General features: G+C 33.8%; 10 protein-coding genes. 9 read left to right on the top strand and 1 reads right to left on the bottom strand.

The window, feature by feature from the left end; translation table 11 throughout:
• Positions 1-64: 64 nt before the first annotated feature.
• The 4 genes from APR43_RS12275 (at position 65) to APR43_RS12260 (ending at position 4,884) form a co-directional block, all read left to right on the top strand.
• Positions 65-646, top strand: coding sequence for a TetR/AcrR family transcriptional regulator (locus tag APR43_RS12275; protein WP_053473956.1), 582 nt, complete (start codon positions 65-67; stop codon positions 644-646).
• A 65-nt stretch (positions 647-711) separates the two neighbouring features.
• Positions 712-1,902, top strand: coding sequence for an MFS transporter (locus tag APR43_RS12270; RefSeq protein WP_165590708.1), 1,191 nt, complete (start codon positions 712-714; stop codon positions 1,900-1,902).
• A gap of 408 nt (positions 1,903-2,310) precedes the next feature.
• The gene (locus APR43_RS12265) at positions 2,311-4,176 is read left to right on the top strand and encodes a T9SS type A sorting domain-containing protein (RefSeq protein WP_053473958.1); all 1,866 of its coding nucleotides are present in this window, start codon (positions 2,311-2,313) and stop codon (positions 4,174-4,176) included.
• Between the two features lie 72 nt (positions 4,177-4,248).
• Positions 4,249-4,884 (top strand): carbohydrate-binding family 9-like protein, encoded by a 636-nt coding sequence (locus tag APR43_RS12260; protein WP_053473959.1) that lies wholly within the window; start codon positions 4,249-4,251, stop codon positions 4,882-4,884.
• Positions 4,885-5,294: 410 nt separating this feature from the next.
• On the opposite strand, the gene APR43_RS12250 is transcribed toward APR43_RS12260, so the two are convergent.
• Entirely contained in the window at positions 5,295-6,335 is a 1,041-nt protein-coding gene (locus APR43_RS12250; RefSeq protein WP_053473961.1) for a substrate-binding domain-containing protein, read from the bottom strand.
• A gap of 320 nt (positions 6,336-6,655) precedes the next feature.
• Between APR43_RS12250 and APR43_RS12245 the strand changes: the two genes are divergently transcribed.
• The 5 genes from APR43_RS12245 to nagB all read left to right on the top strand — a co-directional run.
• Positions 6,656-7,564, top strand: coding sequence for a sugar phosphate nucleotidyltransferase (locus APR43_RS12245; protein WP_053473962.1), 909 nt, complete (start codon positions 6,656-6,658; stop codon positions 7,562-7,564).
• Between the two features lies 1 nt (position 7,565).
• Entirely contained in the window at positions 7,566-8,669 is a 1,104-nt protein-coding gene (locus tag APR43_RS12240) for a phosphotransferase enzyme family protein (RefSeq protein WP_053473963.1), read from the top strand.
• A gap of 5 nt (positions 8,670-8,674) precedes the next feature.
• Positions 8,675-9,601, top strand: a complete 927-nt coding sequence (locus APR43_RS12235) for an SDR family NAD(P)-dependent oxidoreductase (protein WP_053473964.1) — start codon at positions 8,675-8,677, stop codon at positions 9,599-9,601.
• 206 nt (positions 9,602-9,807) lie between these two features.
• The gene (locus tag APR43_RS12230; protein WP_240514950.1) at positions 9,808-11,181 is read left to right on the top strand and encodes a sugar MFS transporter; all 1,374 of its coding nucleotides are present in this window, start codon (positions 9,808-9,810) and stop codon (positions 11,179-11,181) included.
• 330 nt (positions 11,182-11,511) lie between these two features.
• Positions 11,512-12,484, top strand: a 973-nt coding sequence (nagB, locus tag APR43_RS12225; RefSeq protein ID WP_088636415.1) for a glucosamine-6-phosphate deaminase, incomplete at its 3' end; no start/stop codon positions are given.

The following is a 12,484-nucleotide window of genomic DNA, read 5'->3' as shown; positions in this document are numbered from 1 at the left end:
TTAAAAAAAGTTTGCAAATTTAGACCGATCGGTCTAAATTTGCAGTGTCAAAATGAAAAAGATTATGAGTAAAGCAGAACGTACAAAACAGTTTATTATTGAAAAATCGGCTGCGATTATCAATAAAAAAGGAATGGCCGGAACTTCTCTAAGCGACATTATGGAAGCCACAAAGCTGGCAAAAGGCGGTATTTACGGAAATTTTGAAAGCAAAGAAGAAATTTGTAAAGAATCATTTTTGTATTTAAGATCGCAGTTAGCGGCCAAATTAGACAATGCGGTTTCGCAGGGAAAAACAGCAAAAGAAAAGCTTTATAAATTATTGGCAGTTTATGAAAATAAAGATAACATGACCGACGGCTGTCCAATTTTAAATTTTGGAATTGAAGCAGATGATACAAACCCGGCTATAAAAGAGCAGGTAAAAAGAGCTATTCTTTCAGCGCATAAAAGATATACGGATATAATTGAATTGGGAGTTGAAAACAAAGAGCTTTTGGCAGAAATCAACCCTGAAAAATTTGCTATAATGGCATTTTCGATGATAGAAGGCGCTATTTTATGCCGAAAAGTTTTTGATAACAACAACCAAATGGAAGTTGTTTTAGAAATCTTAAAAAATGAATTTGAAAGATATGTGATCTAACATATTTTTTTTAAAATATTTTAGACCGATTGGTCTATTTTGTAATGAATAAATTAATAATTAGAATGAGAAATTTAAAAGAGGATCACAAAGGATTCAGTACCATATTGGCTTTAGCCTTAATTCCGTTATCAGGATTTGCAACAGATATTTATCTGCCTTCGCTTCCCGCAATGGCAAAAGATTTGAATGTTTCGGCATCGGCCATTCAGCTTACATTAGTATTTTTTATGTTCAGCCTCGGCATAAGCCAAATTTTTATTGGCAGTATATTAGACAGTTTTGGACGTTTTAAAATCAGCATTGCATCGCTTGCCGTGTTCTCAGCAGCCAGTTTTGTTATTGCGCTCGTTCCGGATATTTATGTAATCTATGCCATGCGTATTATTCAGGGAATTGCGATTGCTTTTATTGTAATTGCAAAACGTGCTTATTTTGTCGATTTATTTAAAGGTGATAAATTAAAAAGTTACATTAGTTTGTTTTCTATCATTTGGGCCAGCGCGCCAATTATGGCTCCATTTTTAGGCGGATACCTGGAACATAGTTTCGGCTGGAAATCTAATTTCTATTTCCTTGGCGGATTATCACTGCTTATGTTACTTTTAGAACTTCGCCATAGTGGAGAAACCATAAAAGAACTGCATCCGTTTAAATTTAAAGCCATTACCAATACGTATTCAAACATGCTGAAATCGGTTGATTTTACTTTAGGGTTCGTAATTCTGGGAATCACTTTTGCGATCGTTATTATGTTCAATTTAACCAGTCCGTTTATCATAGAACGTATTTTTGGATATTCGGCAATAACAACAGGTTACAGCGCTTTATTATCTGGATTATCTGTTATGATTGGCGGAATCACGGCAAAATCGATGATCAAAAACCCTTTGGCAAAAAAAGTGGGAACAGCCATAACCATTCAGCTGATTTTGGCTTTGTTGATGATTTTTACTTCTTCTTTAGAAAGTAATATTTACACTTTGGTCATTTTTACAATGGGACTGAATATCTGCGGAGGTTTTATATACAATATTGTTTTGGGTTATTGTTTAAGCCGATTCTCTAAAAATGCCGGAGTTGCCAGCGGATTAACCGGCGGAGGAGCTTATATGGTAAGTGCTCTTTTTAGCTATAGTTTTGTGAATATATACGCTGTAAAAAGTCAGTTTTTATTAGGATTAGCAAACATCTCTTTGCTTGCAATTGTGGGTATCGTTTTTATCATTTTCAATAAATACAGATTGAAAAACTAAGCTTCAAAATTACTATAAAAAGATGCCTTTAAAATTGAGTTTTTAAAGGCATCTTTTTTGGTTTTAAAATTTAAACACAATATTATTTGTAGTATAATATTTATTTGTGCTCAAACACATTTAATGTTTTGTCAAAATAAGTCAAAAACCTGTACTAAAAAACTTTCAAAATATTAAAATTTTGTGTTCGAACACATTTTTTCTAATTATTTTCTTGCAAATTACAATACAATATTTACTTTAGTCAGAAATAAGCTTTTTTATGTGATTCAAAAAGAACAAAATAGAACATTAAATTGATGTTTTTAGTTCTAAAATTGAAAGGCAGAAGCGGCTTATTTGAAATAGAAAATATTGCAATATTCTATCTATAATTTTTTTTAGTTGTTAACCCAAAATATCAAAATTATGAAAGTCAAGAAAATTACATTTTTTATTTTAATGTGTTTTGTACAAGGTTTTTCGCAAACCTATGTTTCCACAACAGGAAACGATACAACAGGTACGGGAACCGCCGCGCTGCCGTATAAAACCATTGTAAAAGGAGTTCAGGCCGCGCCATCAGGAGGAACCGTTTTAGTGCTTTCCGGAACTTATGCTGTTACAGGACCCATTTTTGTTGGAAAACCTTTAACGATTCAAAAAAGCGGATCTGGCGCTGTAGTAGTAAACGCTTCAGGATGGACAAGTACTGATACGTATGTTTTAGGAATTGTGAATACAAGCAATGTTACTATTGATGGTTTAACGATTTCGAACAAAATTGGAAACGGAAGCAAAGGAATCTGGATTTTAGCCAATTCTGGTGCAACAGCCAATTTGAATAACATTACAATCAAAAATTGTATTGTTAAAAATATCGGCTGGATTAGCAATAATCTTTCGGCGATTCCTGCAAACAGCGGTATTGTTACCAATGCCATAAAAGTCGACGGAGGAAACGGAACATATGCCATTACAAACGTAAAAATCGAAACTAATGAAGTTGCAAATTGCGCAACAGGCTGGGGAGAAGCTGTAACCGTAACTGGAAACGTAAACGGATTTTCGGTTTCTGGAAATACGGTTTATGACATTGCGAATATTGGAATTGTGGCCGCAGGAAATTATTTATCAACCGGAGCAGCAAGCAATAATCAGGCGCGAAACGGTATCATTGCTTCCAATGAAGTTTTTAATTGTATGAGTGCTGTTGCCAATAGCGCGGGTATTTATGTAGACGGTGCTTTAAATTGTACGGTACAAAGAAATGAAGTTTTCAATTGTGGAGTAGGACTTTCTGTTGGTGCAGAACAAAATACTTCAACCGGAAACGGAGGTCTTTCTACAGGACATATTGTCAACAACAATTCGGTTTATAACAATGTAATCACAGGAGCAATTTTTGGAGGTGTTAACGGATCTGGTTATACTACAAGTGTGGGAAATACCAAAATCTTCAATAATACTTTTTACAAAAACAGAACCGGAGCAACGATTAACGGAGTTACTACAATTCAGGGAACTGCAGTTTCTACATTAGCCGATATTTACGGAGGTGAAGTGCATTTTCAAAACAGTTCGGGAATTACATACAAAAACAATATTATGTATGCGACAACGGGTAAAAAAGCATTTTTAGCTTCATACGGATATACAATTTCAAGTTTTGTTTCAAACTATAATTTATATTACAGAGAAACAAATACCGATTTCATCATCGACTTAACAGGAACAAGTTTTAACGGAAGCTCGACAACCGGATCTTATAATGCGGCGCAGTTTGCCACAGCAACCGGACAAGACGTAAATTCTGTAGTTGGTGTTCCGGGATTTGTAAATGCTGCGGCGTTTAATTTTACGCTGGCTTCGGGAGCTTTTGCAACAGACAAAGGTGATCCAACTTATAGTTCGACTAATTCGGGAACTTTAGATTTTGATGATGATATTCGAAAAAGAAACGGAAGAATTGATATTGGTTGTTCTGAATTACAGACAGGATCGACCTCTAAAAAAGCAGCAACATTAGAAGTTGCTGAAGAACAAATTGCCCCAAGCTTTTCTGTTTTCCCAAATCCGGCTTCAGATGAAATCAATATTAATTTCGGAAAAAGCGTCAATTCAGCCCATATTATTTTATTGGATTTAAACGGAAGAGAACTTTTAAAACAAGATTTCAGTTCGGTTGAATCAGCAAGAATTAATATTTCAGGTTTGAAGGTCAATTCACAATTAATAATTCTTCAAATTAATGCCGATAACGAAATAACGCACAATAAAATTTACTTAAAATAATACTATTGAGGAGCAGAAGAATTTTTTCTTTTGCTCCTTTTTATTTTTTTCAAAATTGCGTACCTTTTTAGAATGAAAAATTACAATGTAAACCGAATCGAGAAAAACATTTTACAAATAAATGGTTTGGGTGATAATCCTTTTTGGGATAAAGCAGAAACATTAACCGATTTTACTTCGCCCTGGAGTGATTTAGAACCTGAAAAAATCGAATTCAGATCTTTATGGGATACTGAAAATATTTATTTCTGCTACAAGGTTTACGATGATAACATTCACATTGACAGACAAGACGATTCTATTGACAGTATTGGAGAATCTGACAGAGTTGAGATTTTCTTTAGAACAGATGAAAACCTAAATCCCTATTATTGTATGGAAATTGATCCAACGCCAAGAATCATGGATTTCATAGCTTCTCCGAAAAAGAAATTTGACTTTGACTGGAATTGGCCGGAAAATACTTTGTCGGTAAAATCAAGTATAAAAAGCGATCATTTTATTGTAGAATTCGCCATCAGCATTCAATCGCTGAAAAACTTTCATTTAATAAAAGACAACGTTATTGAAGCCGGAATTTTCAGGGCGAAATACATAAAACAGGAAAATAAATTATTTGAACCAACTTGGATTACGTGGGTAAACCCAAATACAGAAACTCCAAATTTTCATATTGCCAGTTCTTTTGGAACGCTGACTTTAGGCTAGAGTTTGTTTAAACACATAGAGACATAGCTTTTCTTTGCGTTTAAAAAAGGCGTTTCACTTGCATTAATACACATAGCTATGTGTGAAACTAGTTTCTTTAATATTCTTTTTTACACATTTGAACCTATGTTTCTATGTGTTTAAATCCACCAAAGATTGGCAAATATAGCCCGCGGTTTCAACCGTGGGAAACGAATTATGATAATTTATTGCGCTCTCTTATTGCGTTCCAGTGGTTGAAACCACTGGCTATGTTTTATGTAGCGAGCTTAAAGATAAAGATCAAAAGTACTTCCTCGGAATGACAAGATTGCGTAGAAAAGCTATGTTTGTTAATGCAAGTGAAACGCCTTTTTTAAGCGCAACAAAACCTATGTCTCTATGTGTTAAAAAAAATATACGCAAAGAACCTATAAAAAATAATCCTTAGCATTCTCAGTATTTACAATATCAATTGGAAGTAATTTTTCGGGGCTGATCTCTTTCTCAAAAATAAAATGCTCAATTAAACTCGTAGTTCCTAAATAAGCCTGACGTTTCGGATTTTGGTGAATCAAAAAATCTATCGTTTTATTGTTCAGATATTCCAGATTATTCTCTAATAAATCATAACCCACAAGCGCGATTTTCTTTTCAGGATTTTTGGCAATAATTTTTGCAACCTGATACGCTTTAGAAGTCGTTACAAAAAGACCTTCAATAGCTGGATTTGATTCCAGATATTCTTTTAAAGTAGTTTTAAATTGTGGATGTTTTACTTTAAAAGTTTTAATTTCGAATTTTTTGCTTTCAAGATTTTCAAAATAATCCCTGAAACCTTTCTCTTTTTCCTGCATGTGAATAGCATTTTCGTAATCTTCATCAATATGAACAATTGCGATTGTACCTTTCTTAATCAATAAATCTAATAAACGTGCAGCAATTCTTCCGCTTTGAAATAAATCCTGTCCAACAAAACTTTTTATTGCACTCGATTTAAGCTGATTATTAAAAATACTCGAAATAATACCTTTAGAATTATAGGTTTCAATAGCATCAAGAGCTTCTTTATGGAATAACGGCACAAGCAGAACCGCATCTGGAGAAGAATTTAATACGTTTTGATTCGTTTCTACAAAAGAAGCCGTGCTCGTAGGATCAAACAGGAAAATCTCCACTTTTACGTTAAAAGATTTAAACTCTTTTTTGGCATCGTTTATACCATCAATACAAGGCTGCCAATACGGATCGTTTGCAGAATCAGGAATAAGGACACAAATCGAGTAAATCTGAGTTTTCTTTAAACTTCGTGCCATTAGATTAGGCTGATAATCAATTCTGTCGAGAACTTCATTCACCTTTTTCAGGGCATCTTCAGACACTTTTCCTCTTTTATGCAAAACACGGTCAACAGTCCCTTTTGAGACTCCTGCAAGTTCTGCAATATCCTTAATTGTATAAATCTTATCCATATAGAAACAAATATATATAAAAATCAAATATGAGAAAATATTAAATCACATGTGTTCGAAAACATTTTTATTGTGTTCGAGCACATTTTAACACTATTTTCTTTTTTTATAAAATATTAATATATACTTTAGCCGAATATTAATCACATTACGCATCATATTAACGATATAATTGTCAGATTAATATTTATTTTTCAATTTATAAGAGAAATTTTTAATATCTAAAAATTGCAAAATAATCGCTTTTACAGAATCATTTTTAAAAGCCGAAAAACGACCAAAAACCTTAAAAATAATAACCAACTAATAATACTATTTAAATGAGCAAAAGTAAACCTACTCTCGTGATCCTGGCGGCAGGTATTGGAAGTCGATATGGAGGATTAAAACAGTTAGATACATTTACGCCCGAAGGAGATACCATTATGGATTTTTCGATATATGATGCATTGCAGGCAGGTTTTGGAAAATTTGTATTTATTATAAGTAAAAACATTGAAGAAGAGTGTAAAGAAATATTCAATAAAAAACTAGAAGGAAAAGCTGAGGTAGGATATGTTTTTCAGGAAATTGAAAATGTACCGCCGCAATACTTAAATCCGGAAAGAAAAAAACCGTGGGGAACCGGACACGCACTTTTAATGGCAAAAGATGAAGTAACCGAAAATTTCGCCATCATAAACGCCGATGATTTTTACGGAAAAGAAGCTTTTGAAATCATGGCAAAAGCCTTGACTGAATTAGATAAAGAATCATACAATTTTAATATGATGGCATATCTTTTAAAAAATACCGTTTCAGATCATGGCTTTGTTTCCAGAGGTGAATGTCAGGTTGATGAAAATAATTACTTGACGGATGTTACAGAACGTACGCATATCGAAAAAATAGACGGGAAATTAATGCGTAAAGACGATAACGGAGCATTTATTCCTATTGATGAAAATACAATCGTTTCTATGAATTTTTGGGGCTTTACACCAAAATGTTTTGAATTTGGAGGTGCACTTTTTGAGCAATTCCTAAAAGAAAACGAACACGATTTAAAAGCCGAGTTTTTTATTACATCTGTCGTAAATGAGATTTTAAAATCAGATAATGCGTCTGTCGAAGTACTTCAGTCCAATGCAAAATGGTTTGGAGTAACCTATAAAGAGGATAAAGAAATAGTAAAAAAAGAAATTGAAAAGTTAAGAGCGCAAAAAGTTTATCCAACAAATCTTTGGTAATATGACAGCCGAACAACTAAAATTTATATTCGAACAGTTTGACCATATCGAGGTTTTTAAAACCTTCGAAGAACTGTCTTCCGGTCATATTAATGACACGTATTTACTAACGACTCAAAGTGGTAAACAATTTATTTTACAGCGTATTAACGAAGGTGTTTTTAAAGATGTTCCGGGATTAATTGCTAATAAAGTAAGCGTTAGTAAACATTTACAGAAAAAATTAAAAAATTTATCTGAAGCTGAATTAAAGCGCAGGGTTTTAACTTTTATCGGAACAAAAAAAGGCATTTTTTATTATCAGGACAAAGATGGAAATTTCTGGAATGTAATGGTTTATATAGAAGGAAGTTTAACTTTTGAAACCGTAAACAATGAAGAAATTGCTTATGAAGGCGGAAAACTTTTCGGAGAATTTTTAAATCTTACCAGCGATTTTGATGCCAGAAAATTGACAGAAGTAATTCCGAATTTTCATAACATGGCGTTTCGTTATTCGCAGTTTGATACTGCTTTAAAAGAAGCTTCAGAACAAAGAATTGAGCAGGCAAAAATCTTAATTCAAAATGTTCAGGATTTAAAAGAAGAAATGCACATTCTTCAAAATCTAAAAGACGCTAAAAAAATAAAACTTAGAGTTACGCACAACGATACAAAAATCTCCAATGCACTTTTTGACCAAAATAAAAAAGGACTTTGTGTGATTGATACAGATACCGTTATGCCGGGAATTATTCATTATGATTTTGGAGATGCCATCAGAACAATCTGCAACACAGCAGCCGAAGACGAACAAAATCTCGATTTGGTAAATTTCAATTTAGAGTTTTACAAAGCGTATGTAAAAGGATTTTTGGAGAAGACAAATTCATCGCTTTCAACATTAGAAATAAAATATCTTCCGCTTGGTGCAAAAACAATGACTTTCATAATGGCGCTTCGTTTTTTAACGGATTTCCTAAATGACGATGTGTATTATAAAACAGAATATCCGGAACATAATTTAGATCGTTCAAGAAACCAATTCAAATTGATTGAAAGCCTTACAGAACAATTCAGGGAAATGGAAGATTATAATTTGAATTTCATTGGATCATTAAAATAAAAAAGATGAAAAAATATGTTATTACCGGAGGTGCCGGTTTTATAGGAAGCCATATTGCAGAACATTTATCGAATCAAGGACACCAAGTTTTGATACTTGATAGTCTTAGAACGGGATTCGAACATAACCTAAACGAATTAAATGTTGAATTTGTAAAAGGCGACATTCGCGACGAAAATTTGGTTAATGAAGTAATAAACGGAGCAAGTGGTGTTTTTCATTTGGCAGCTTTAGTGAGCGTTCCCGAATCTCTTTTAAAAATTAAAGAATGTATTGAAATCAATACGATTGGAACCATTAATATTCTTGAAGCTGCAAAAAATAATATAGATTGCAAAGTCGTATTATCAACATCGGCAGCGAATTATGGCAACAATCCGGTTTTACCAAAAGTAGAAACGATGTTTCCGGAACCAATGACACCATACGCGATTACCAAATTAGACGGCGAATATTATTTAAAAATGTATTTAGATCAATATAAGGTTCCAACGGCATCTTTAAGATATTTCAACGTATTTGGTCCGCGTCAAAATCCAGAATCGGCTTATGCGGCGGCAGTACCCATTTTTATCAATAAAGCACTTCAAAACGAACCGATAACCATTTATGGAGACGGATCACAAACCAGAGATTTTATTTATGTAAAAGATGTAGTAAAAGCTAATATTCTCGCTTCGCAAAAAGGAAATGAAACGTATAATGTTGCTTTAGGACACAGTACATCGGTTTTAGAATTGGCCGAAAAAATTATAAAAATCACCAATTCTAAATCGCAGATCAAATTTTTAGACGAAAGACCGGGCGATATCAAACATTCAAAAGCCAATCCTGAAAAATTCAATCAATTGGGGTTTAAACCAGAATATACAATTGATCAGGCATTAGAAGAAACCATTCTTTTTTACCATCAGGAATTAGTCAGCAAATAGTTTTTTGACCAAAATATATAATGCATAAATATTTAAACACATAGAAACATAGGTTTAAATGTGTATAAAAAAGAATACCAAAGAAACAAGTTTCCACACATAGCTATGTTTATTTGAATAAGTGAATGTCTTTTTTAAACCGCCCAAATCTATGTTTCTATTGTTAAAATTACTAACAAAGAACAAACCAAACAAAAACCAAAAATATGTCACAAATCGATCTTACCTTAAAAAAAGAGCAAAACAGCACTTTGATTCCCATGGTTATTTTAACCTCTTTGTTTTTTATTTTTGGATTCGTAACCTGGTTAAACGGGCCGCTGATTCCATTTTTTAAATTAGCGTGTGAACTAACCGAATCACAATCGTATTTTGTGACGTTTGCCTTTTATATTGCCTATTTTGTCATGGCGATTCCATCTTCATTTTTAATCGAAAAAGTAGGTTACAAAAACGGAATTTCATTAGGATTGGGCGTAATTGCAGTGGGAGCACTTTTGTTTTATCCCGCCGCAGCGTCAAGAACTTTTGGATTTTTCCTAATCGCATTATTTGTAATGGGAACAGGTTTAGCCGTTTTGCAAACAGCAGCAAATCCGTATGTCGTTGTGATTGGTCCGCGTGAAAGTGCCGCAGCAAGAATCAGCGTTTTAGGAATTGCCAATAAACTGGCAGGTTTTCTGGCTCCGTTATTATTGACTTCTTTGGTTTTATCGAATATTGGAGATTACTCCGCAGATAAAATTGCCGTTATGACTTCGGTACAAAAAGAAAGCGCTTTAGATGCGTTGGCTTTGCAATTGCAGACTCCGTATATTTATATGGCAGTGATTATGGTAGTTTTGGCTGTTTTGGTAAAATTTTCTCCACTTCCGGAAATCAATTTAGATGATGAAGGACAAGTTGAACATTTAAGTATTTTCAAACAAATAAAACAAGCCTTCAAACATCCGCAATTGGTTTTTGGCGTAATTACATTAATGGTTTACATTGCTGCAGAAGTTCTGGCCGGAGATTCCATCGGCGGATTCGGAAAACAATTGGAAGTTTATGGCGAAAGCGGTTCTTTTTACTTAAAACTAACTTCTTTCACAATGACTTTTATGGTTATCGGCTATATTCTGGGAATTACATTGATTCCAAAATACGTTTCGCAGGTTTCTGCCTTAAAAGTATCCGGATTTTTAGGACTTATTTTGGTTTCATTAATCGTAATACTTTCTCCTAAAATTATGATTCAGTTACCGGGAATTCCACAATTGCCGTTGATAATTATTCTGGTTGCTTTATTAGGTTTAGCAAACGCACTTTGCTGGCCGGCAATTTGGCCAATGGCACTTCAGGATTTAGGCGGATATACAAAAATTGGTGGCGCAATTCTAATTATGGGAATTATTGGCGGTGCAGTTTTTCCATTATTTTACGGTCTTCTTGCCGATACAATCAACACCTCAAATGCAGCCGAAGGAATTACCGAAACAGCAAAAAGCGGAAATCAATTAGCGTATTTAATATTATTACCATCTTATTTAATGATTGTGTTTTTTGCTTTCAAAGGACATAAATACAGGAAATGGTAAATAACCCAAAGTAGGGTCATTGCGAGGAACGAAGCAACCGCACTAAAAAACTCGACAAAGTTTCACCACAAAGTTTGTCATTTCGAGGAACGAGAAATCGCACACGTAACTCGACAAAGATTGACGACTTACTTTGCGGAGTTTCTAGTGCGATCTCTCCTTCGTCGAGATGACAAGATTGTCTAGTAACTTCAAAAAAACATAACATTTCAACATAAAAAAATCAAGCATTCAAACACCCAAATTTGAAGTGCTCCAGCTCAACTCATGTCTTTTTTAAACCAAAAGACATTCAAAAATTAAATCAAAAACATATTAAAAATATCCACAATGTTAAAAAGTAAAATAGACAAAGCAACCGGTTTTGAAAAACGCTTCGAAAACATCAACACCGTTGTTTTTGAAAATTCAGGCGAAGCTTCAAAAGCCGTTGCACAGGAAATTGCAGCTTTAATCCAGTCGAAACAAAAAGAAAATAAACCTTGTATTTTAGGTTTAGCAACAGGTTCTTCTCCAAAAGGATTGTATGCAGAACTGGTAAGACTTCACAAAGAAGAAGGATTGAGCTTTAAAAATGTAATTAGTTTCAATTTGGATGAATATTATCCAATGGAACCCAACTCAATCAACAGCTACGTTCGTTTCATGAAAGAACTTTTGTTTGATCACGTTGATATTTTACCTGAAAATGCTCACGTTCCAGACGGACTTTTAACAAAAGAACAAATCGCAGATTACTGCCACGAATACGAAGCTAAAATTGAAGCTTTGGGCGGAATCGATTTGCAGATTCTTGGAATTGGTGGAAACGGACATATTGGTTTTAACGAGTCAGGTTCACTTCAAAACTCAAAAACTCGATTAGTAGCTTTAGATCACATCACAAGAGTTGCAGCAAGTAAAGATTTCTTCGGATTAAACAATACACCAAGAACAGCAATCACACTTGGGGTAAAGAAAATCATGGAAGCCAAAAGAGTAATTCTATTGGCTTGGGGAGAAGGAAAAGCAAATATTGTAAAAAGATCTGTTGAAGATGAAGTTACAAACAGAGTTCCAGCTTCATTTCTACAGGAACATGATGATGCAGTTTTTATTTTAGATAAAGAAGCATCTTCAAAACTAACAAGAATTAACAAACCTTGGCTGGTTGAAAAAATCGTTTGGACAGATAAACTAACCAGAAAAGCAGTTTTAGGTTTAGCATTAGATCTTAAAAAACCAATTTTAATGCTTACCGACGCCGATTATATCGAAAACGGAATGAGCGATTTATTGGCAGATTCTGGTCCGGCATACGATA

The sequence above is a fragment of the Flavobacterium sp. NLM genome (assembly GCF_002210235.1).
In the GTDB taxonomy this organism is placed as follows: Bacteria; Bacteroidota; Bacteroidia; order Flavobacteriales; family Flavobacteriaceae; genus Flavobacterium; species Flavobacterium panici.
The sequence above is the reverse complement of the archived record's forward strand: the minus strand, read 5'-3'. Positions and strand labels throughout refer to the sequence as shown.

Bases quoted from the DNA above. Each gene is read 5' to 3' on its own strand.
- APR43_RS12275 (WP_053473956.1), top strand. From the start codon at position 65: ATGAGTAAAGCAGAACGTACAAAACAGTTTATTATTGAAAAATCGGCT.
- APR43_RS12270 (WP_165590708.1), top strand. From the start codon at position 712: ATGAGAAATTTAAAAGAGGATCACAAAGGATTCAGTACCATATTGGCT.
- APR43_RS12265 (WP_053473958.1), top strand. From the start codon at position 2,311: ATGAAAGTCAAGAAAATTACATTTTTTATTTTAATGTGTTTTGTACAA.
- APR43_RS12260 (WP_053473959.1), top strand. From the start codon at position 4,249: ATGAAAAATTACAATGTAAACCGAATCGAGAAAAACATTTTACAAATA.
- APR43_RS12250 (WP_053473961.1), bottom strand. From the start codon at position 6,335: ATGGATAAGATTTATACAATTAAGGATATTGCAGAACTTGCAGGAGTC.
- APR43_RS12245 (WP_053473962.1), top strand. From the start codon at position 6,656: ATGAGCAAAAGTAAACCTACTCTCGTGATCCTGGCGGCAGGTATTGGA.
- APR43_RS12240 (WP_053473963.1), top strand. From the start codon at position 7,566: ATGACAGCCGAACAACTAAAATTTATATTCGAACAGTTTGACCATATC.
- APR43_RS12235 (WP_053473964.1), top strand. From the start codon at position 8,675: ATGAAAAAATATGTTATTACCGGAGGTGCCGGTTTTATAGGAAGCCAT.
- APR43_RS12230 (WP_240514950.1), top strand. From the start codon at position 9,808: ATGTCACAAATCGATCTTACCTTAAAAAAAGAGCAAAACAGCACTTTG.